The 20,414-nt window shown below is 71.1% G+C and carries 25 protein-coding genes and 1 pseudogene; 14 read left to right on the top strand and 12 right to left on the bottom strand.

Annotation, left to right across the window (positions count from 1 at the left end; all coding sequences use genetic code 11):
- The first annotated feature begins 14 nt into the window (after positions 1–14).
- From Vau01_RS36945 to Vau01_RS36930, 4 genes are read left to right on the top strand one after another with little or no spacing between them, the layout of a single operon-like run.
- Positions 15–671, top strand: coding sequence for a response regulator transcription factor (locus Vau01_RS36945; RefSeq protein WP_204003264.1), 657 nt, complete (start codon positions 15–17; stop codon positions 669–671).
- Positions 668–1,864: a sensor histidine kinase gene (locus Vau01_RS36940; RefSeq protein WP_204003261.1), complete on the top strand. Its 1,197-nt coding sequence runs from the start codon at positions 668–670 to the stop codon at positions 1,862–1,864. The genes Vau01_RS36945 and Vau01_RS36940 overlap by 4 nt, the downstream gene beginning before the upstream one ends.
- Positions 1,865–1,899: 35 nt before the next feature.
- The gene (locus tag Vau01_RS36935; RefSeq protein ID WP_204003258.1) at positions 1,900–2,523 is read left to right on the top strand and encodes a TetR/AcrR family transcriptional regulator; all 624 of its coding nucleotides are present in this window, start codon (positions 1,900–1,902) and stop codon (positions 2,521–2,523) included.
- A complete protein-coding gene (locus tag Vau01_RS36930) occupies positions 2,520–2,942 on the top strand; it encodes an acyl-CoA thioesterase (protein ID WP_204003256.1) in 423 nt (140 codons plus the stop codon). The genes Vau01_RS36935 and Vau01_RS36930 overlap by 4 nt, the downstream gene beginning before the upstream one ends.
- On the opposite strand, the gene Vau01_RS36925 is transcribed toward Vau01_RS36930, so the two are convergent.
- The 4 genes from Vau01_RS36925 to Vau01_RS36910 form a co-directional block, all read right to left on the bottom strand.
- A complete protein-coding gene (locus Vau01_RS36925; protein WP_204003801.1) occupies positions 2,907–3,332 on the bottom strand; it encodes a nucleoside deaminase in 426 nt (141 codons plus the stop codon). The two genes, Vau01_RS36930 and Vau01_RS36925, sit on opposite strands and share 36 nt — an antisense overlap.
- A gap of 29 nt (positions 3,333–3,361) precedes the next feature.
- Entirely contained in the window at positions 3,362–3,847 is a 486-nt protein-coding gene (locus Vau01_RS36920; protein ID WP_204003253.1) for a tRNA adenosine deaminase-associated protein, read from the bottom strand.
- Positions 3,848–3,943: 96 nt separating this feature from the next.
- Positions 3,944–4,093: a hypothetical protein gene (locus Vau01_RS36915; protein ID WP_204003251.1), complete on the bottom strand. Its 150-nt coding sequence runs from the start codon at positions 4,091–4,093 to the stop codon at positions 3,944–3,946.
- Between the two features lie 50 nt (positions 4,094–4,143).
- Entirely contained in the window at positions 4,144–4,440 is a 297-nt protein-coding gene (locus tag Vau01_RS36910) for a hypothetical protein (protein WP_204003249.1), read from the bottom strand.
- Positions 4,441–5,338: 898 nt separating this feature from the next.
- Here Vau01_RS36910 and Vau01_RS64775 point away from each other — a divergent pair.
- Positions 5,339–5,599: a hypothetical protein gene (locus Vau01_RS64775; RefSeq protein ID WP_204003247.1), complete on the top strand. Its 261-nt coding sequence runs from the start codon at positions 5,339–5,341 to the stop codon at positions 5,597–5,599.
- A 209-nt stretch (positions 5,600–5,808) separates the two neighbouring features.
- Positions 5,809–6,522 carry a M23 family metallopeptidase gene (locus Vau01_RS36900; RefSeq protein WP_373320355.1) on the top strand — a complete coding sequence of 238 codons (714 nt, stop codon included), beginning with the start codon at positions 5,809–5,811 and terminating at the stop codon, positions 6,520–6,522.
- Here Vau01_RS36900 and Vau01_RS36895 read toward each other — a convergent pair.
- Entirely contained in the window at positions 6,519–7,616 is a 1,098-nt protein-coding gene (locus tag Vau01_RS36895) for an NHL repeat-containing protein (protein ID WP_239152159.1), read from the bottom strand. The two genes, Vau01_RS36900 and Vau01_RS36895, sit on opposite strands and share 4 nt — an antisense overlap.
- A gap of 199 nt (positions 7,617–7,815) precedes the next feature.
- Between Vau01_RS36895 and Vau01_RS65400 the strand changes: the two are divergent.
- Both Vau01_RS65400 and Vau01_RS65395 read left to right on the top strand, forming a co-directional pair.
- Positions 7,816–8,349 (top strand): annotated as a pseudogene (locus tag Vau01_RS65400) (prephenate dehydrogenase/arogenate dehydrogenase family protein); the annotation flags it as partial.
- Between the two features lie 9 nt (positions 8,350–8,358).
- Positions 8,359–8,823, top strand: a complete 465-nt coding sequence (locus Vau01_RS65395; protein ID WP_373320362.1) for a prephenate dehydrogenase dimerization domain-containing protein — start codon at positions 8,359–8,361, stop codon at positions 8,821–8,823.
- Here the strand turns inward: Vau01_RS65395 and mtnA are convergent.
- A complete protein-coding gene (mtnA, locus tag Vau01_RS36885; protein WP_204003237.1) occupies positions 8,816–9,760 on the bottom strand; it encodes an S-methyl-5-thioribose-1-phosphate isomerase in 945 nt (314 codons plus the stop codon). The genes Vau01_RS65395 and mtnA overlap by 8 nt on opposite strands.
- A gap of 27 nt (positions 9,761–9,787) precedes the next feature.
- On the opposite strand from mtnA, the gene Vau01_RS36880 reads away from it, so the two are divergent.
- Genes Vau01_RS36880 through Vau01_RS36865 form a run of 4 tightly spaced genes read left to right on the top strand, consistent with a single transcriptional unit; the run spans position 9,788 to position 13,437 of the window.
- On the top strand, positions 9,788–10,942 hold the full coding sequence (locus Vau01_RS36880; RefSeq protein WP_204003223.1) for a PHP domain-containing protein: 1,155 nt from the start codon (positions 9,788–9,790) through the stop codon (positions 10,940–10,942).
- A gap of 42 nt (positions 10,943–10,984) precedes the next feature.
- Positions 10,985–12,667, top strand: coding sequence for a DUF885 domain-containing protein (locus Vau01_RS36875; RefSeq protein WP_204003210.1), 1,683 nt, complete (start codon positions 10,985–10,987; stop codon positions 12,665–12,667).
- A gap of 41 nt (positions 12,668–12,708) precedes the next feature.
- A complete protein-coding gene (locus Vau01_RS36870) occupies positions 12,709–13,173 on the top strand; it encodes a ribosomal protein L7/L12 (protein ID WP_204003208.1) in 465 nt (154 codons plus the stop codon).
- Positions 13,174–13,215: 42 nt separating this feature from the next.
- Positions 13,216–13,437: a hypothetical protein gene (locus Vau01_RS36865; protein ID WP_204003199.1), complete on the top strand. Its 222-nt coding sequence runs from the start codon at positions 13,216–13,218 to the stop codon at positions 13,435–13,437.
- Here Vau01_RS36865 and Vau01_RS36860 read toward each other — a convergent pair whose 3' ends face one another.
- Positions 13,438–14,202, bottom strand: coding sequence for a PIG-L deacetylase family protein (locus tag Vau01_RS36860; RefSeq protein WP_204003198.1), 765 nt, complete (start codon positions 14,200–14,202; stop codon positions 13,438–13,440).
- A gap of 107 nt (positions 14,203–14,309) precedes the next feature.
- On the opposite strand from Vau01_RS36860, the gene Vau01_RS36855 reads away from it, so the two are divergent.
- Complete coding sequence (locus Vau01_RS36855; RefSeq protein WP_204003194.1) at positions 14,310–14,840, top strand: COG4315 family predicted lipoprotein; 531 nt, start codon at positions 14,310–14,312, stop codon at positions 14,838–14,840.
- 65 nt (positions 14,841–14,905) lie between these two features.
- Here the strand turns inward: Vau01_RS36855 and Vau01_RS36850 are convergent, their stop codons facing one another.
- Positions 14,906–15,844 (bottom strand): SMP-30/gluconolactonase/LRE family protein, encoded by a 939-nt coding sequence (locus Vau01_RS36850; protein WP_204003193.1) that lies wholly within the window; start codon positions 15,842–15,844, stop codon positions 14,906–14,908.
- A 292-nt stretch (positions 15,845–16,136) separates the two neighbouring features.
- Here Vau01_RS36850 and Vau01_RS36845 point away from each other — a divergent pair, with 292 nt between their 5' ends.
- A complete protein-coding gene (locus Vau01_RS36845) occupies positions 16,137–16,472 on the top strand; it encodes an STAS domain-containing protein (protein ID WP_204003190.1) in 336 nt (111 codons plus the stop codon).
- Positions 16,473–16,474: 2 nt separating this feature from the next.
- Here Vau01_RS36845 and Vau01_RS36840 read toward each other — a convergent pair whose 3' ends face one another.
- The 4 genes from Vau01_RS36840 to Vau01_RS36825 are packed head-to-tail and all read right to left on the bottom strand — an operon-like array spanning position 16,475 to position 20,363.
- Positions 16,475–16,750, bottom strand: coding sequence for an acyl carrier protein (locus tag Vau01_RS36840; RefSeq protein ID WP_204003187.1), 276 nt, complete (start codon positions 16,748–16,750; stop codon positions 16,475–16,477).
- Entirely contained in the window at positions 16,747–17,940 is a 1,194-nt protein-coding gene (locus Vau01_RS36835; RefSeq protein ID WP_239152158.1) for a pyridoxal-dependent decarboxylase, exosortase A system-associated, read from the bottom strand. Before Vau01_RS36835 ends, Vau01_RS36840 begins: the two co-directional genes overlap by 4 nt.
- Entirely contained in the window at positions 17,937–19,499 is a 1,563-nt protein-coding gene (locus Vau01_RS36830; RefSeq protein WP_204003184.1) for an acyl-CoA ligase (AMP-forming), exosortase A system-associated, read from the bottom strand. Before Vau01_RS36830 ends, Vau01_RS36835 begins: the two co-directional genes overlap by 4 nt.
- Positions 19,500–19,508: 9 nt before the next feature.
- Positions 19,509–20,363 carry a hypothetical protein gene (locus Vau01_RS36825; RefSeq protein ID WP_204003169.1) on the bottom strand — a complete coding sequence of 285 codons (855 nt, stop codon included), beginning with the start codon at positions 20,361–20,363 and terminating at the stop codon, positions 19,509–19,511.
- Positions 20,364–20,414: the final 51 nt, after the last annotated feature.

Here is a 20,414-nt window from a genome sequence, read left to right as displayed (position 1 = left end):
GGGACCATTGGCACGTGCGGGTGCTGGTGGTGGAGGACGAGCGGTTGCTGGCCGACGCGATCGCCGAGGGGCTGCGGCGGGAGTCGCTGGCCGTCGACATCGCGTACGACGGGGACGCGGCGCTCGAGCGCATCGGGGTGAACGACTACGACGTCGTGGTGCTCGACCGGGACCTGCCGACCGTGCACGGCGACGACGTGTGCCGGGCGGTCGTCGAGTCGGGGGTGACCGCGCGGGTGCTGATGCTCACCGCCGCCAGCCACGTGCGCGACCGGGTCGACGGGCTCGGCCTCGGCGCCGACGACTACCTCGGCAAGCCGTTCGCGTTCGCCGAACTGGTGGCCCGGGTGCGGGCGTTGGGTCGGCGGGCCCGGCCGGCGGCGCCCCCGGTGCTGGCCCGGGCCGGCGTGCGGCTCGACCCGGCGCGGCGGGAGGTGCAGCGCGACCAGCGGCCGGTGGCGCTCTCCCGCAAGGAGTTCGGTGTCCTGGAGGAACTGCTGCGGGCCGACGGCGCGGTGGTGAGCGCGGAACATTTGTTGGAGAAGGTGTGGGACGAGAACATCGATCCGTTCACGAACGTCGTCCGGGTCACGATGATGACGCTGCGCCGCAAGCTCGGCGAGCCGGCCCTTATCGAAACCGTGCCGGGCTCCGGGTACCGCCTCAAATGACCCGCCGACGGCTGACCATCCGGGCCCGCCTCACCCTGCTGTGGGGCGGCCTGTTCCTGGCCGCCGGCACGATCCTGCTCGCGCTCACGTGGTTCCTCGTCCGGGAGAGCCTCAAGGACCGGGTCGGCGTCCAGTTCAAGGGCGAGGCCAAGGAGGTCCCGACGTTGGCGCCGGGCGTCGGCGGAGTACCGCCCGACGCCGACACCGCCGGGGTCGCCGACGAGGCGCGGAAGTACTTCCTCGCGGAGGCGAACAAGTTCGAGAGCGACACGCTGAACAGCATCCTCATCTACGGCGGCGTCGCGTTGGCGATCGTCGCGCTGGTCGGCATGGTGTTCGGCTGGCTGATGGCGGAGCGCGCACTGCGTCCCCTCGCCCGCATCACCGAGACGGCCCGGCGCGTCGCCGGCCGCAGCCTGCACGAGCGCATCGCGCTCGACGGCCCGTCCGACGAGATCAAGGAGCTCGCCGACACCTTCGACTCCATGCTCGAACGGCTCGACCGGGCGTTCGACAGCCAACGCATGTTCGTCGGCAACGCCTCGCACGAGCTGCGAACACCGCTCGCGATCAACCGGACCCTGATCGAGGTCGCGCTCGGCCGGCCGGACATGCCCGCGGAGGTGCGGGTTCTCGGTGACGCGTTGCTGGCGGTCAACGGCCGGCAGGAGCGACTGCTCGACGGCCTGCTCACGCTCGCCCAGTCGGAGCAGGAGCTCACCGTGTGGGAGCGGGTCGACCTCAGCGAGGTGGCCGACCACGTGCTCGACCAGACCCCGCTGAACAATCTCACGCTGCACCGGAGCCTGGCGCCGGCACCCGCGATGGGCGACCCGGTGCTGCTGGAGCGCATCGTGCAGAACCTGGTGCAGAACGCGGTCGCCTACAACGTGGAGCACGGCTGGGTCGAGGTCCGCACCGAGCACCGCCCGAACGCGGTGGACATCACCGTGTCGAACACCGGGCCGGTGGTGCCGCCGTACGACGTGCCGGCGCTGTTCGAGCCGTTCCGGCGGCTGCGCGACCGGGTGGGGTCGGCGAAGGGCACCGGGCTGGGCCTGTCGATCGTCCGGTCGGTGGCGCACGCGCACGGCGGGTCGGCGACGGCGGCACCGCGCGAGGGCGGCGGCCTGGTCGTCCACGTCACGTTGCCGGTCGCGATGGCGGTGGCGAGCGTCACGGTGAAAAGCTAACGACCGGTCGGTCGTAAACGGCTAGGGTCGCAATCATGACCCGACGTGGTGACAACGCTCGCCTCGCGATCCTCGAGACCGCGATGCTGCGCTCCACCGTCGACGGGCTCGACGGGTTGAGCCTCGGCAAGCTCGCCGCCGAACTCGGCGTCAGCAAGGCCGGGCTGTTCGCGCACTTCCCTTCGAAGGAGGCGCTCCAACTGGCGGTGGTCGATTACGCGGCCGACCTGTTCATCGCCGAAGTGGTCGAGCCGGTGCTCGCCGAGCAGAGTCGCCTGGTGCGGCTGTGGCGGGCGCACGAGCTGAACCTCGGCTGGAAGGGCAGCGGCCTGCCCGGCGGCTGCTTCTTCACCAACGCGCAGGTCGAGTTCGACGCCCGGCCGGGGCCGGTGCGCGACCGCCTCACCGAGGCGCTCGAACGCTGGCTGGAGTTCCTGGTCCGGCTCGCCGGGTCGGCCCGCAAGCACGGCGAACTGCGGCCCGACGCCGATCCCGAGCGGCTCGCGTTCGAACTGCACGCGTACGCGGCGGCCGCCACCTACCAGTCCCGGATTCTTCCGGCCCGATCCAGTCTCGATCACGCCCGCGCGGCCGGCCTGAGCCGGTTGCGCGCCCTGGCGGTCGATCCGTCAGCACTTCCTACTGAGGCGGTCTCATGAAAGCGATCGAGCATGTCGACGTCTACTTCGACGATCTCGACCTGATGGGCATCATGCACAACGCCCGGTACGCGGTGCTGATCGAGCGCGCGATCACCGCGTACTGGATCCGGCGGGGCTTTCCCTTCGACAGCTCGCGGGGGCTGCTCGCCGTCGCCGAGTTCACGATCACCTACCGGGTGCCGGTCACCCGGCTCGGCCCGCTCGGCGTCGAGTTCTGGGTCGACCGGCTCGGCCGGTCGAGCTGCGTCTACGGCTACCGGGTGGTGTCGCCCGACGAGACGGTGCACGCCTACGGCACGCGCGTCATGATCAATCTTGACCCGCTCACCCGGCGCCCGGCGCCGTGGCCCGACGAGACGCGCGAGGTGGCCGAGGGCCTGCTACTGCCGGTCGAAGAACCCGCGCATCAGGGCTGAGCACTCCGCTTCGAGGACGCCGGCGTACACCTCGGGGCGGTGGTTGAGGCGGCGGTCGCGCACCACGTCCCACAGCGATCCGACCGCCCCGGTCTTCGGCTCCCACGCGCCGAACACGAGCGTGTCGATCCGCGCGAGCACCAGGGCACCGGCGCACATCGTGCACGGTTCGAGCGTCACCACGAGGGTGCAGCCGGTCAGGCGCCATTCTCCCCGTTTTTCAGCCGCTGTTCGGAGCGCCAGAATCTCGGCGTGCGCCGTGGGGTCGGCACCGGCTTCGCGCCGGTTGCGCGCCGCGGCCAGCTCACGGCCTTCGTCATCGAGAACAAGGGCGCCGACGGGGATGTCGTTGTCGTCCTCGGTCTTTGCCGCTTCGAGGGCGCGACGCATCCACTGCTCGTGGCGGCGCGCCCTGGCGTTCACGCGTCTCTCAGCTCCTCCACCTCGTCGCCGCAGCCGACCAGTTGGCAGACCTCGGCGGTGACGTCCGAGGGCAGCATGCCCTCCCGGCCGCACAGGGCGAGCAGGCGGGGTGCCGGCACGCCGAGGTCGGAGAGCAGGTCGGCGTCACCGACCGGGTCGGCGAGCTGCGGCTTGTCGTCGTCCGTCGGCGTGTCGGCGGGGTCGGGCTCCTCGATGTCGGCGAGCAGCATCGACCCGATCCGGGACTCGGTGACGAAGCCCGAGTCGCTGCCGAACACCCGCAGGTCGTCGCCCTCGGTTAGACGCACGATGGCCAGGAACGTGTCGTCGGACTCCACGAACAGCAGAGACACCTTCGCGTCCGGGTCGACGTCGCGAAGACGGTCGGCGACGTCGTCGACGTCGGCGGCACCGGTGATGTCGAGTTCCGCGGCGGTCCATCCGTTCACGTCACGGACCACGGCGGCGGCGAAATGAGACACGGATTACCTCATTGGGCGATTTGTCGGATACCGCTCCAGTATGCGCGAGCTTTGGCCGCCACACCCAATCGCAACCCCGTCGTCGACCGGCTTTCCTCAGCCGGTCAGCCGGCGACGGACCGCGATCAACTCCCTGATGCGCACGTCGATCCGCTCCCGCTGGACCTTGGACCCTGCTCGCTCGGCGAGAACCTCAAGCCGTTTGCGACGCCGTTCCGGGTCGAGCCGCTGCAGCCGCAAAGCCATGGTGCCGAGAGTGGGGCCGGCCGCCCCCGTTCGTCAAGTCGGCGCAGCCGCTACCAGAGCAACCATTCGCCGCCGAAGCTGCGCACCGCCACCACCAGACCGGCGATGGCCAGCCCGAACCCGGTGGACACCGCCGCGCCGGCCGCCACCCCCCGGTCACCGAACCTGGTGAGTACGGCGAGCACCGGCCAGGCCAGGACGGCGGCGATGATCGTCCACCAGACGTATCCCCGCGCCGACGAGGCCAGCAGGCCGAACAGGCCCATCCACAGCGTGCCCGCGAGGACCCCGATCGCGGCCTTTCCAGCCGTGATGGGCAGCAACTCCCGGTAGATCGGCCGCGGCACCTCACTCGCGGCACCGGGCTGCGCCCCGCGCGCCGGAAACAACCCGGACGGCGCAAATCCCGGGTAGACAGGCCCCGGCATGGGCCTCGCGGGAGGCGCGTACACGGGCTGGGTCACCGTCCGATGACCCGGGACGCCGGGCTGACCGACGGGCCGGAACTGGCCCGTATGGCCGGGATTCTGGAACTGCCCGGTGGTCCCCGGACGGAGGGGAGCCTGGAACTGCCCCGTGGCACCGGGATGAGCGGGTGCCTGGAACTGCCCCGGGACGACGGGGCGACCGGGTGCCTGGAACTGCCCCGTGGCTCCCGGATGACCAGGTGCCTGGAACTGGCCGGTCATTCCCGGATGGCCGGGCGCCTGGAACTGGCCGGTGGCTCCGGGGTGAGCTGGAGCCGGGAACTGACCCGGGCGGTGCGGAGCCTGGAACTGGCCGGGACCACCGGGCCGCGCGGACTGCCCGAAAGGCGGCGGCCCGGGGCGGCCAGCAGGCGGCGGGCCAGGCCGGCCGGCAGGCGGCGGGCCAGAAGGTGGCGGGCCGGGCCGGCCGGGAGGCGGCGGGCCTGGCCGACCGGCAGGTGGCGGGCCGGGAGGAGGCGGCCCGGGGCGGCCAGCGGGTGGCGGAGGCGGCGGCCCGGGGCGGCCAGCGGGTGGCGGGCCGGAAGGTGGCGGACCGGGCCGACCGGGAGGCGGCGGGCCAGGCCGACCGGGAGGCAGGCCGGGTCGACCGGGAGGTGGCGGGGCGGGCCGGCCGGGAGGTGGCGGACCGGAACCGGCGGGCCGGCCGGGCGGATAGGCGGGCGGCGGCACGGGCGGCCGCGGCCCGCCGGCCCAGCCCTGCTGACCGGGCAACGGACCCATGGGCCGGCGCCACTGAGGCGGCTGCGGCGGTGGGCGCATGTGGCCGGTCGGCTGCTCGCCGGCCGTCGACTGCTCGCCCGGGGCGGAACGCTCGCCCCCGGCCGGGGCGCCGGGAGCGGCGGGAGCGCTGGGGGCGGCGGGAGCGCTGGAGGCGGCGGGAGCGCTGGAGGCGGCGGGAGCGCTGGGAGCGCCGGGAGCGGCGGGGCCGAGCGCGGGAGACGTGGGCGCGGCGGCGGGCGGCGGGCCGGTCGGTGCATCCGGCGCCGGGCTCGACGGGGCAGGTGACCCGGGGTCCTGATCGGGCGGGGTCCACTGGACTGCGCCAGCGCCCGGGTCGGAGCCGTCAGGGCTACCGGGCCGGGTCGGCCGGTCGGGCCCCGCCACGTCCACTCCGTCCACCGGTCGAGCCTACCCGCCCGGGCCGCAAGCAACCGCGTAGATCTTGGAGCCTGGCTGCATTCCAAGGTCGCCACGGCGACCGATCGGCGCCGGTCGGCAACGCCTAGCATGGGTCGGGTGTTTCGCCGCCTGGTTGCCACCGCGCTCGCTGCCGGCGTGGTGGCCGGTGTCCTCACCGGGTGTGGTGGGGAGGATCCGCAGGCGCGTCCGCCCGCGGATTCGACGGGCTCAGCCGCGTCACCGTCGCCCAGTTTGAGCGCCTCGAGCGCGACCCCCGCGCAGAGCCCGAGCACGAAGGCGGCCGCGCGGTATGTCTTTCCGGTGGACGGGAAGAACAGTTACGCGCGGGAGCACCACGACTACCCGGCATCGGACATCATCGCCGCGTGCGGGACCGTCGTGCGGGCGGTGACCGACGGCGTGATCCTCGAAGTGACCCGCGTCGACACCTTCGACAAGGCGACGTCCGGCGGCGACGAGCGCGGCGGCCTCTCGGTCTCGATGGCCGGCGACGACGGCGTGCGGTACTACGGCTCGCACTTCTCGTCGATCGACCAGACGGTGCAGCCCGGCGTGCGGGTGGCCGCGGGCACGCGGATCGGGCTGGTGGGCAAGACCGGCAATGCCAACAACACCTGCCACCTGCACCTGGGCATCTCGCCGCTGTGCGCCCGCACGGCCGACTGGTGGATCCGGCGCGGCGTGGTCTGGCCCTGGTCGTACCTTGACGCGTGGAAGGCCGGCCAGCCGAAGTCTCCGCTCGCCGAGGTGACGGCGTGGCAGGGAACGCACGGCTGCCCGCCCGAACCCAAGAACGGTTAGCGGAACACCGCGAGCCGCTTCTGGGACTTGCCGTCCAGCACCGTGAACTCGCCGGCCGCGATCACACCGGTCTGGGTGGTTGCCACCAGGGCGAGCACGCCCCGGATGCCGTTGCCCTGCGGCGACCAGGATTGCAGTTTCCCGTCGAGGTCGGTGGCGGCGAGCTTGATCCGCGACACCGAGCCGTCGAGGCAGAGGCCGTGGTCGCCGTTGCGGGCGGTGCGGCAGACGTTGTCGAAGTGACCACCGATGTAGACGGTGTTTCCGAGGACGGCCACCGCCTGCGCGTCGCCGTCGGTGGTGATGGCCCACTTTGCCACGCCGTTCGTGGTGTACGAGACGGTGCGGCCACCGCGTCCACCCAACGCCGCGTAGACGCGGTCGCCACTGACGGTGACACCCCACACGATCGAGTCGGGACGCGGGAGGAAGCTCAGGTCGACGGCGCCGCCGTCGCGCTTCACCGCGACCAGCCGGGTGGTCGAACTGACGCCGTTGACGCGGTGGAACGAGCCGCCGAGATACACCCGGCCGCCGTCGACCGCGAGCGCGTTCACCACGTTGTCGGTGCGTGCCGACCAACCGGACAGCGTGCGGGTGGCCAGGTCGATCGCCGCGACGTTGCCGCGCTTGACGCCGTTCACGGCGTTGAACGCGCCGGCGACATACAACCGGCCGTGGCCGACCGCCAACGCCCGTGGCGTGCCACCGGAGATCGTGAACGACACGGGATCCAGCACGCCGGCCGACGAGATCTTCGCGAGGCTGTCGCGCGGCTGCCCGTCGACGGTCTGGAAGTCACCACCGGCCCAGACCGAACCGTCGGGGTCCACCGCTACCGCGCGGACCGTGCGGTCGGCGGCCGGCGCCCAGCTCAGTAGCGCTCCGGTGCCGGCGTCGAACGCGGCGAGCCGGGTCCGCGCCACCTGTTTACCCTTGACCACCGCGGACTCGAAATCGCCGCCGACGTACACGACGTTTCCGGCGGTGGCCACCGCGTACACCGGCCCGTTGAAGACCGGCGTCGGCACCGGTTCCTCCGAGACCGCCGCGTTCGCGGGACCTGATGCGACAACGGCGACGAGCGCGGCCACCGCGAGACCGGACAAACCGACCAAACGCCTATGAATCACCACGAGAGACCACGCTATCCCTTCAAATCACCGTCAACGCGGACTCAACGACCGAACCTCCGTTCTGCGGCGGCCTCTGTCCGGACGGTGGACAACCCCTCGTTGAATCCGGTGACCCGGAAGGAGGCCGGGGTCCACTCGGGCACGGAAACGTGGCACAGTTCGCAACGTGCGGGAGCGGGTCAGCGTTATCGGGTTGGGCCTCATCGGTGGGTCATTGGTCCGTGGGTTGGCCGCCGCGGGTCACCATGCCCTGGGCTTCGACACCAACCCGACCACCCGCGCCACCGCACGCACGGCAGCGGCGAAAGCACCGGAGAACGCACGCTGGCAGGTGACGGCGTCGATTCCCGATGCAGCAGCCAACGCAGACATCGTTGTAGTAGCGGTTCCGCTACCCGCTGTATCTGGTGTGTTCGACGCACTCGCGGCGTCGGGCTTCAGCGGGCTGGTCACCGATGTGACGTCGGTGAAGGGTGCGATCGTCGACCTCGCGGCGAAGCACCTGCACACCGTCGGGCAGGCGCTGGCCGGGTTCGTTCCGGGGCATCCGATGGCCGGGCGGGAGTCGTCGGGGTTCCCGGCGTCCGACGCGGCGCTGTTCAAGGGCTGCGCGTGGGTGCTGTGCCTGGAGGAGCAGACCTCCGTGGGTGACTGGGTGCGTCTGGCGGCACTCCTGAGCGAAGGACTCGGCGTACGCGTCGTGCCGTCGACGGCCGCGGAGCACGACCGTGCGGTGGCCGCGATCTCGCACGTCCCCCATCTACTGGCCGCGGCCCTGGCGGGTCACGCGGCGAACGACCCGCTGGCGTTGACGCTCGGCGCCGGATCGTTCCGCGACGGAACCCGCGTGGCGGCGAGCCGGCCGGCGTTGACGGCCGCCATGTGCGGCGGCAACGCGGCCGCCACGAAGGCGACGCTCGACGCGGTGATCGCCGACCTGCAGGCGGCCCGCGCGGCGCTCGACGGGTCCGATCCGATCGCGGCGCTGGAACCGTGGCTCGCGCCCGGCGCGACGGCACGGCTCGCCTGGCCGCCGACCGCGGGCGAGCCGGAGAAGTTCACCGTCGACGCCGCCGCGTTGCGCGAACTCGGCCGGTCCGGCGGCTGGATCACCGGTGTGGCAACGGATCGGCGTACGGTCACCGCCGTGCGCCCGGTCAGTTGAACCGCAATACCCGCTGATCGGTGACTACCGCGGTCACCAACTCGTGCGGCGTGACGTCGAAGGCCGGATTCACCGCCGGCAGGTCGCCGGCGACCTCGGCCCCGTCGCGGTCCTCGATCTCGACCGCGGCGCCGGTGGGCGTGTCATTGTCCACAGTGGACTCCGGCGCCACCACCACGAACGGGATGCCGGCGGCCTTTGCTCCCAACGCATGCGCGTACGTGCCGATCTTGTTCACCACGTCGCCGTTGGCGCACACCCGGTCGGCGCCGAGCACCACCGCGTCGACCTCGCCCCGCGCCATCAGGAACGGCCCGGCGCCGTCGACCGCCACCCGGAACGGGATCCCCGCCTGCGAGAGCTCCCACGCCGTGAGGCGTGCGCCCTGCAACAGCGGCCGCGTCTCGCTCGCGATCACACCGCCGAGCGCGCCGCGCCGGTGCAACTCCACCACCACACCGAGCGCGGTGCCGCCGGTGACGCACGCCAGCCCGCCGGTGTTGCAGTGCGTCAACAGTCGCGGATTCGGCCCGCACAGCTCCGCGAACAGGTCGGCCCCGCGCTTGGCCATCGCCACCGACGACGCGATCTCCTCGTCGCGCACCGCCAGCGCCTCCGCGAGAACCGCGTCGAACCCGTGCGGGAGCTGCGCCGCCGCCCGCCGGGCGCCACGCGCGAGGTTCACCGCCGTCGGGCGCGCGGTTTCAATGACGTGGACGAGCTGAGCGGTGCGCGCCACGCTTCCGCCGGACGCCGCGGCGAGCGCCACACCCATCGCACCGGCCACACCGAGCGCGGGCGCCCCCCGAACGGCGAGCCGTCGCACGGCGTCGACCAGTTCCTCCACTGTGGACAGCCGCAGCATCCGCAGCACCGTCGGTAGCGCCGTCTGGTCGATGATCTCGACCGCCCCGTCGACCCAGTCGATCGTCCGCACGGGCCAACGGTACTAAGGTCCGTAACCATGGCCAACCGTGATCCCGTCGCCGACCTGCGCCGCATCGCATTCCTGCTGGAACGGGCGCATGAGGCCACCTACCGCGTGCGGGCGTTCCGTGGTGCGGCGACCTCGCTGGCGAGCGTCCCGACGGAGGAGATCGCCGCCCGGGCCGCCGCCGGAACCCTGACGCAGATCGCGGGTGTCGGTGCGGTCACCGCCCGGTGCGTGGTGGAGTCGCTCGCCGGCGAGGAGCCGGTGTACCTGCGGCGCCTGGTCGACACCGCCGGCACCGACCTCGACGAGGCGACCGCCGCGCTGCGGGCCGCGCTCAAGGGCGACTGCCACAGCCACTCCGACTGGTCCGACGGCGGGTCGCCGATCGAGGAGATGGTGGCCGCCGCCATCGAGCTCGGCCACGAGTACCTGGTGCTCACCGACCACTCGCCCCGGCTCACCGTGGCCCGCGGCCTCGACGCCGACCGGCTGCGCAAGCAACTCGACGTGGTGGCCGCGATCAACGACGGCCTGGCGGGCGTGCCGTTGGAGCGGCCGTTCCGGCTGCTGACGGGCATCGAGGTCGACATCCTCGCCGACGGCGGCCTCGACCAGGAGGACGAACTGCTGGCCCGGCTCGACGTCGTCGTCGGATCGGTCCACAGTGGACTCAAGGACGACGCGGCCGTGATGACCCGCCGCATGGTGAAGGCTCTGGAGAACCCGCACCTCGACATCCTCGGCCACTGCACCGGCCGGCTGCTGCCCCGGTCGGAGCAGCCGGCGACGTCGGCCGCGCCGCCGGACCCGGAGGCCGCGGCGAAGGAGAAGGAGAAGCGTGGCGGGCGCGGGGGCGAGCGGGGCCGCCGGGGCGGCGGCAACGGACGCGCGGAGAGCACGTTCGACGCCGACGCGGTGTTCGCCACGGCGGCCGGGCACGACAAGGCGATCGAGATCAACAGCCGGCCGGAGCGGCTCGACCCGCCGAAGCGGCTGCTCCGCAAGGCGCTGGAGGCCGGCTGCCGGTTCACGATCGACACCGACGCGCACGCACCCGGTCAGCTCGACTGGCAGCGGTTCGGATGTGAACGGGCGATCGCATGCGCGGTGCCGCCGGAGCGCATCGTCAATACCTGGTCACTCGACGATCTGCTGGCCTGGACGCGCGGGCATGAGGGAGGGTGAACTCCGAAGGCGTTGCTGCCGATCGTCAAGTATGGTCGCGACGTGGGACCAATTGATGAGATCGCGGACCGGTACGTCGACCAGTGGGCGGCGCTGGAGCCCATCGGGGCGACCTACATCGGGATCGCCGGATACGACGACAAGCTGAGCGATCTCTCGCCCGACGGGTTCGCCGCACGGGCCGAACTCGATCGGCGCACACTGGCCGAACTGGGTGCCGTCGAACCCACCGACGAGCGCGAGCGGGTGGCCAAGGAGGCCATGCAGGAGCGCCTCGGGTTGGCCCTCGAACTGAACGACGCCGGCATGACCACCAGCGAGCTGAACGTCATCTCCAGCCCGCTGCACGCGGTCCGCAGCATCTTCGACCTGATGCCGCTGGCCGGCGAGGAGGCCGCGGCCAACATCGCCGCCCGCCTGGCCGCCGCGCCGGCCGCCCTGGCCGAGTGGAAGAACACGCTGCTGCTCGCCGCGCAGGCCGGCGACGTCGTGGCCCGGCACCAGATGATCGAGGTCGCCAAGCAGTGCGACATCTGGACCGACGAGGCCGGCGACAACTTCTACCCGCTGCTCGTCCAGCGGGTCACCACGGCGAACCCGGGCCTGTCCGCGGGTCTCGTCGCCGACCTCGACCGCGGTGCCGCCCTGGCCCGCGAGGCAACCGGCGACATCGCCGAGTTCCTGCGCACCGACCTGGCGCCGCACGGCAAGGAGAACCAGGCCGTCGGCATCGACGCCTACCGCCTGGCGTCGCGGAACTTCCTCGGCGCGGCGATCGACCTGCACGAGACCTACGAGTGGGCGTTCGACGAACTGGCGCGGCTCGAGTCGGAGATGCGCACCGTCGCCGACAAGATCGTGCCCGGCGGCACGGTCGACGAGGCCGTCGCCGCGCTCGACGCCGAGCCGGCCCGCAACATCGAGGGCAAGGACGCGTTCCGCCGCTGGATGCAGGAGCTCGCCGACCAGGCGATCGACGAGCTGCACGGCACCCACTTCGACATCCCCGAGCCGGTGCGGCGCATCGAGTGCTGCATCGCGCCGACGTCGGACGGCGCGATCTACTACACCGGCCCGAGCGAGGACTTCAGCCGCCCGGGCCAGATGTGGTGGGCGGTGCCGCTCGGCATCAACACGTTCTCCACGTGGCGCGAGGTCACCACCGTCTACCACGAGGGCGTGCCGGGCCATCACCTCCAGGTGGCCCAGACGGCGTACCGGTCGGAACTGCTCAACCGGTGGCAGCGGCTGCTGTGCTGGGTGTCCGGCCACGGCGAGGGCTGGGCGCTGTACGCCGAACGGCTGATGGACGAACTCGGCTACCTCGCCGACCCCGGCGACAAGCTGGGCATGCTCGACAGCCAGGCGTTCCGGGCCGCGCGGGTGATCGTCGACCTCGGCATGCACCTGGAACTGCAGGTCCCGCGCGACAACCCGTTCGGCTTCCACCCGGGCGAGACGTGGACGCCGCGGCTGGGCTGGGAGTTCATGCGGGCGCACTGCCGCACGCCCGACGAGACGCTGCGGTTCGAGCTCAACCGGTACCTCGGCTGGCCGGGCCAGGCCCCGTCGTACAAGGTCGGCGAGCGCATCTGGCTGGCCGCCCGCGACGAGGCGAAGAACCGCAAGGGTGCCGACTTCGACCTGAAGAGCTTCCACCGTGACGCGCTGAACCTGGGTTCGGTCGGCCTCGACGTGCTGCAGGCGAGCATCGCCCGCTTGTAAGACCGTGTGAACGGCAACGCCGAACGGCTACGGTGGCCGGCATGTGGAAAGTGCTGCTGATCGTGATCCTGGTGCTGGTCGCGCTGGTGCTGCTGCGCTCCATGTTCATGCGCCGCGGTCGGGGCGGGGAGCTGTTCGTCACCGAGGCGACCGGGCGCCCGGCGATCGCGCCGGCGGGCATGAAGGAATCGATCGACTCCCGTGAGCTGGAGTTCGAGGTGATCCGGCTCCTGGAGCAGCGCAAAAAGATTCTGGCGATCAAGTTGGTGCGTCAGCACGTCCGGCTGGGCCTCAAGGAGGCCAAGGACCTGGTCGAGGAGGTCGAGCGCACCGGCCACCTGCGGTTGGCCCACCTGCCGAATGCGCCGTTCGTGGCGCAGGAGGACGTCCTCGACCAGGCCCGCTGGTTGAAGCGCGAGGGCAAGGCGATCGAGGCGATCAAGCTGATCCGCCAGCGCACCGGGCTGGGCCTCAGGGAGGCCAAGGACGCCTACGACCGCCTGTAAACCCGTCGCGGCGCCGGCGGGTGACGCGGCAGGATCGGCGGCGTGCCGGCACCGAACGGGTTCGATTACACGGTGCGGGGCGACGGATCGGTGCTCATCACCCATCACGGTCGCCCCGCCACCACGCTGCGTGGCGGCCGGGCCGCTGAGTTCCTCGCCGAGGTCGAGGAGGACGAGCAGGAGGTCATGGCCCGCTGGACGGGCAACTACCGGCGCGGCAACGAACGGCAGGCCCGCGACCACCCGCGCAACCGTGGGCGGTAGCTAGAGCAGCCCCAGCTTGAACACCTCGAAGATCGCACCGTACTTGACGCCCAGACGGGTGCCGACCTGGCGCGCGAAGCCCTCCAGGAACTCCTCCGCGTCGAAGTCGCCGGAGCCGAGGCCGCGCAGGTAGGCGGCGTGCGCCTCCAGTGACTGGACGCCCCGTTCGAACGTCGCGGTCGTGTCGACGCCGTGCTTCGCCCGCCACGACCCGGCCGCCCACACCTGGGCGACCCCGCCCCAGCGCTCCAGGCCCTCCGACTCGATCTGCTCGCGGAACACCCAGCGGTTGCCGGCGTCGCGGGCGGCGTCGAGCACGGCGCGGCCGGTGACGATGTGGTCGGACATGTTGAGGTTCTGGCCGTCGGGGTCCCAGCTGTCCCGGAAGCTGCCGGTGATGACGATCTCCGGCCGGTACTTCCGGATCACCCGGGTGATCTCGCGGCGCAGCGGGACGCCGTACTCGAGCACCCCGTCGGGCAGCCCGAGGAAGTCGACCTGGGACACCCCGACGATCCGCGCCGACTCACGCTGCTCCTCCTCCCGCAGCGGGCCGGCCTCCGCCGGGTCGAGGCCGTCGATGCCCGCCTCGCCGCTGGTGAGCAGGCAGTAGATGATCTCCTTGCCCTGCGCGGTCCACCGGGCGATCGCGGCGGCGGCACCGAACTCCAGGTCGTCGGGGTGGGCCACGATGGCCAGGCCGCGCTGCCAGGTCTCGTCGACGGGCTCCAGCGGGTTGGGCACAGCGGGCGCTTCAGCAGTCATGCGCTTCATCTTGGTTCATCGGGCGGCGTGTCGGCTTCGCGACGGCCAAGATCCGAACCCGGCGGGGTGCTCCGGCCGTGGACACCGGCAAAGCCCAAGGAGACCCGATGCGAAAGACCATATACACAATCGCCCTGACCATCTCGGCGCTGCTCGCCCTGTCGGCGTGCAGCGCCCTCGACCTGACGCCCGAGTCCAAGAGCAACGAAGCCGCGGCCGACGCCGCACCCGCGGATGACGGGGCCGCCGGCGACGCCCAGGCCGGAACCGCGCCGGCGCCGGCGGCCCGTCCCCTGGTCAAGGCCGTCCAGGCGACGATCGGCGCGATCGTGACCACCGCCGCGGACCTGCCGCTGTACCGGTGGGACAAGGACGCTCCCGGCACGTCGACCTGCTACGACGCCTGCGCGGAGAACTTCACCGCGTACCCGTACTCGGACGACCTGGCCTTCGAGGGCATCGCCCGCAAGCTCGTCGGCAAGGTGCAGCGCAGGGACGGCACCTGGCAACTCACGCTCAACCGGCAGCCGGTCTACACCCACGTGAAGGACGAGGCCGGCACGTGGAAGGCGCAGGGACAGAACGGCGCCTGGTGGCTGGCCGCCCCGGACGGCGGAAAGCTCACCGCGAAGAAGTGACCTTATCCGGTACAGAGCAGGGGGACGCGCGCATGCGCGTCCCCCTGTGTTGTCACCGGCGTGAGTCAGCGGCGGACGGCGACCACCGTGAACGTGGCGGTTTCCGGAGCCGGAATGCCGAACCGGGCGTTCGGCAGGTAGAGCCGGTTGCCGAACGACGCGACCGTGGTCGGCACGTCGAAGCCCGGATCGGTGATCGTGCCGGAAACGGTGCCGGCCGTGCCCGACCGGTTGAGCTTGATCACGGTGATCCGGTTCAGCCGGTTCTGCACCACGTACAGCGTGCGGCCGTCGAGGAGCAGGCCGTCGCCGTTGACCAGCGACTCCACCGGGATGTCGAGCTTGGTGGCGGCGCCGGTGCGCGGGTCGACCCGCCACAGCGCGCCCGGCGTCGACTGAATGACGAGCAGCGCGCGGCCGTCGGGTGTGCGGGCGATGCCGTTGGCATTGTTGACCGTCGGGTCCACCGGCATGCCGACGACGTCGATGGTCTCGGCCGTGGCGGCCGGCTTGCCGTGGCGGATCCGCACCTTGTAGAGCACCGGGCGGCGCGAGTCGGTGAAGTACGCGGCGTCGGGCGTGAGCACCACGTCGTTGACGAACGTGGGCGTCGCGGTCGTGAACTGGTAGGTGTTCAGCACGGCGCCGGTGCGGGCGTCGATCACCCGGCCGGTACCTGCGCCACCGCCGGCGACGTAGAGGCGGCCGCGCTGGTCTGACTTCAGGCCGACCGACGGGGCGGTCGGGCCGCCGCCGGGGCTGATCGTCGTCCCCTCGCCGGTGGCCAGGTCGACCTTGTAGATGGACCCGTTGGCGAGCGAGCCGAGGTAGGCGAACGGACCGGGGCCGGTGGTGATGCCCTCGGGCCGGAAGCCGACCGGCAGCGTGATCGTGGTCGGGAACGAGCCGGGCTTGCCGTGCGCGGAGGCGGGAGTTGCCGGAACGAGGGCGATGCCGGCGACCGTGATCGCCGCGGTGGCCACCACCCTGAGGGTGCGGTTCATCGGCTTTTGTCCTTCCGAGATGTCGGGATTCTTACGGCTCTACGGGAGGTACCACGCCAGCATTACCGGCGCGCCGGGAACCCAGCAACTTGACTAAGCAACGATCCGGCAACAGCTCGGACGAGTCGATTGGCTGGTGTTCACGACGGGGAGGGGCGTACGGTCGGGTGAGGAACACACGACCAAGTCGAGTTGGTGACGCTCTACTCCATTGGGGTTTTGCCTTCCGGCGCCGGGGTTCGCACTCGCGCCCACGGCCACACGGACCAGATCCCCCCAAGGAGGCCCTTCAATGACGAATCTCCCGGCCGATTGGCCGTACCTTCTGGTCCAGGTCGTTCAACGACCGGGCCGCGCCGTATCCGTCACCGGGCACGGCGAGGTGGACATGACCACGGTGCACGCGTTCAGCCACACCCTGTCCACCGTGTTACGCCAGGAGCGCCCGCTACACATCGACGTGAACCTCGCCGAGGTCACGTTCATGGACTCGTCGGGCATCAACGCGCTCATGGCGTGCCGCGCGGAAGCGGAGCCGACCGGGTGCCGCATCACGATCAGCCACCCGCGGCCGATGGTGCACCGCGTGCTCACCGTGACCGGCGTGAACCAGCTGTTCGGGTTGTAGTCCTACGCGAGCTTCTCCTGGACGAAGACCGTCAGGCTGCCCAGCGTCTCGAAGACCTCCGCGGTGACGTCGTCGTCGTCGACCGTGATCCCGAACCGCTGCTCCAGGGCCGCCACCAGTTCCAAAACGGCCATCGAGTCGAGTTCCGGCAGGCTGCCCAGCAGCGGCGTCGACGCGTCGATGGTCGCCGCGCGGTCTTCGACGCCGAGCGTCTCCACCAGCACGGCCTTGACCTCACCGGTGACGTCGGTGCTCTGCTCCACGGAACTCCCCTTCACACCAGCACCTCGGCGGGCGCCGGGTGGCTCAGGAACGCTGTCGGGCTCGCGGTGAGACCGTACGCCCCGGCCTGGAACAGTACGACGAGATCGCCGATGTCCGCGGCCGGCAGTGACAAATTGTCGCCCAGCAGATCGAGCGGCGTGCAGAGACACCCCACCACGGACGCCTCCCCCACCGGCTCCTCGGCCATGCGGTTGCCCACGACCAGCGGGTAGTTGCGTCGAATCACCTGGCCGAAGTTGCCGGACGCGGCGAGTTGGTGGTGCATGCCGCCGTCGACCACCAGGAACACCTTGCCGCGGGACTCCTTGCGGTCGACCACGCGCGTCACGTAGACACCGGCCTCGCCGACGAGGTACCGGCCGAGCTCGACCTGCACCTTGGCGTCGGGCAGGTTCGGCTTGATCCTGGTGCGCAGCAGTTCGTCGAGGTTGGCCGCGATCGGGTCGAGGTCGAGCGGGCTGTCCTTCTCGTGGTACGGGATACCGAACCCGCCGCCGATGTTGAGGTACCGCACGGGTTCCGGCGAGTGCTCGGCCAGCCGCAGCGCGAGCTCGACGGTCTGCTGCTGGGCCTGGCACAGGATGTCGGCCCGCAGGTTCTGCGAACCCGCGAAGATGTGGAAACCGAGCAGGTCCAGGCCGCTTTCGGCGAGCTCTTTCAGAACCTCGGGGACGCGCTCGGCGTCGATGCCGAACTGCTGCGGCCCGCCACCCATCCGCATGCCCGACCCCTTGACCGCGAAGTCGGGGTTCACGCGGATCGCCACGCGCGGGCGGATGCCCAGGCGCTCGCCGGCCTTCATGACCCGGCGCGCCTCGGTCTCCGACTCCAGCTCGACGGTGATGCCGGCGGCGATCGCCTGGCTCAGTTCGGCCTCCCGCTTGCCGGGGCCGGCGAAGCTGACGTTGTGCGGCCGCATCGGTGTGTCGAGCGCGACCCGCAGCTCCAGCGCGGAGGCGACGTCGAACGCGTCGACCAGCCCGGCGAGGTGCTGCACCACGGCCGGCATCGGGTTGGCCTTGATGGCGTAGCCGAGGCTGATGTCGTTGGGCAGCTTGGCCTTCAGCAACCTGACGCGCTCGGTGATGAGGGCGCGGTCGTAGGCGAAGAACGGCGTCGAGCCGACCCGCTCGGCGAGCCGGTCGAGCGGGATCCCGCCGACCTTCAGCATGTTCTCACTCATGTGGCCAACTCCTGGCGCAGCAGCGTCCGGTCGAACTTGCCGTTGGGCGAGCGCGGGATCTCGTCCTTCACGACGACGCGCTTGGGGACCATGTACAGCGGCAGCCGCTTGCGGAGGTCCTTGAGCAGCACGCCGGCGTCGACCGTCCCGCCTTCCTTGGAACCCGCGACGATCACCACGATGTGCTGCCCCAGCCGCTCGTCGTCGACGCCCAGCGCGACGGCGTCGCGCACCAGGCCGGTCTCGTAGACCACTTCCTCGATCTCGGTGGGGCTCACCCGGTACCCGCTCGTCTTGATCATCTCGTCTTTGCGGCTCACGAAGTACAGGAATCCCTCTTCGTCGCGCTTGACGACGTCGCCGGAGAACACGGCCAACTCGGTGACCATGACGCCGGCCGGGCGGCCGGGCGCGGGACGGAAGCGTTCCGCGGTGCGCTCCGGGTCGTTCCAGTACCCGAGCGACACGAGCGCGCCGCGGTGCACGAGTTCACCGGGCTCGTGCGGGTCGCAGATCGAGCCGTCGTCGCGCACCACGAGGATCTCGGCGTCGGGGATGGCCTTGCCGATCGAGTCGGGCCGGCGGTCGACCTCGGCCGGGTCGAGGTAGGTGGAGCGGAACGCCTCGGTGAGCCCGTACATCAGGAACGGCTTGGCGTTCGTGAAGTGCGCCCGCAGTTTGTCCAATGTGGACCTCGGCATCCGGCCGCCGGTGTTGGCGAAGTACCGGATCCGGCCGGCGGTCTCGGCCGGCCAGGTGAGGTCGGCGAGCTGGATCCACAGCGGCGGCACGCAGGTGAGCCCGGTGACCCCGTGCTTCGCGCACTGGTTGAGCACGTCGGCCGGCGTGAGGTAGTTCACCAGCACCACGTGCGCGCCGACGCTGAACGCGGTGGTGAGCTGGCTGAACCCGGCGTCGAAGCTCAGCGGTAGCAGGGCGACGATCACGTCGTCCGGCGTGTTGCCGATGTAGCCGCTCACGCTCTCGGCGCCGACGATGAGGTTCCGGTGCGAGAGCACCACACCCTTCGGCGTGCCGGTGCTGCCCGAGGTGTAGAGAATCGCCGCCATGGAGAGATCGATGCCGTCGACCGGCGGCTGTTCCGGCCCGGCGATGAGGTCGCCCCACGTCGACACCCGGTAGTGGGCCTCGACTTCCGGCTTCTCGCCGATCACCACGACGTGCTCGAGCGCCTTGCAGTCGGCCAGCTCCGTCTTCAGCATCGCCAGCCGCTCGGGGCTGGTGACGAGCACCTTGACGTCACAGTCGGCGAGAATGAACGCCACCTGGCGCGCCCGCAGCAACGGGTTCACGGGAACGAACACACCGCCCGCGGCGGAGGCACCGAAGATCGCGGTGACCGTCTCCACGCGCTTGTCGAGGTAGACCGCGACCCGGTCCTCCGTGTTCAGACCGAGCCGGCGTAACCCGGCACCCACCGCGACGGTCTCCGCCCACAGTTGCGCGTAGGTGCGCGTGGTGTCTTTGACCGTGACCGCCGGCGCGTCACCACGGGTGACGGCAGCCTCGGACACGAGGTGGTGCAGTTGGGTTCGCATCGAGTTCCTTTACCAACCGAGGCTGACGAGTTCGCTGTACAGGTAGTCGATCTGGTCGTGGGCCAGCTTTTCGCTGCGGAACATCTTGCGGCGCGGAGACTTCAGCGGCCTCGCCGGCCACGGCCGGTGCCCGGTGACCCGCTGCTCCATGAACGTCGCCGGAATGCCGTACCGCAGCAGTAGGTGACGGGTGAACGCGCGCGCCGTCTTCCGGAACACCGCGGGGTTGCTCACGTGGAGCACCGACGCGAACAGCGGCAGCCCCTTGCGCCGGTCCTTCCGGAACACGACGTAGCAGTGCTCGGCTCCGGCGCGCAGCAGCACGTGTTTCGCCGCGGCGGTGTCGCGGTGGTCGTCGTAGATCTCGCGGTCGCGCCCGCGCAGCGTGCGCGCGATCACCGCGGGGTTGCTCGTCACCCGGAACGGGAGCCCCGGCCACGGGAGGTTCGGCACGAGCGCGGCGGCGGTGTCGAGGAACTCGAACTTCAGCCGGCTGTTGATCGGTACCACGTTGCCGCTGGGTGACAGGTCGGTGAAGTGGTATCCGTCCTGCGCCAGCAACGCCTTCAGCAGGCGGAGACTGTGGAAGCGGTGCTCCTCACGCACGCACCACGCGCCGAGATTGCAGAACCGCTCGACCTGCCCGTCGACGGTCCGCTCGGAGTAGAACGCGAGGTACGCACCAACGACCTCACCGGTCTCGGTGACCAGCATGAACCCGTGGTTCGGAGCGTCGACCTTCCACGGCACGTCGACCGCGCGTGCCCACGCGGCGGCCGGTACCCGCTGGTTGAGTTCGGAATGCAGGAATCCGGCGACCGCGTTCACGTCGGCGCCGGTGATCGGGGTGACTCGAACGGCCATCGGATGCGAATCTACCGGCGGGCGTGATGAATCTCTGCGCTACGTTCGGGT

The sequence above is a fragment of the Virgisporangium aurantiacum genome, from assembly GCF_016863635.1.
GTDB classification, from domain to species: Bacteria; Actinomycetota; Actinomycetes; order Mycobacteriales; family Micromonosporaceae; genus Virgisporangium; species Virgisporangium aurantiacum.
This window is presented reverse-complemented; position numbering and strand designations above follow the sequence as displayed.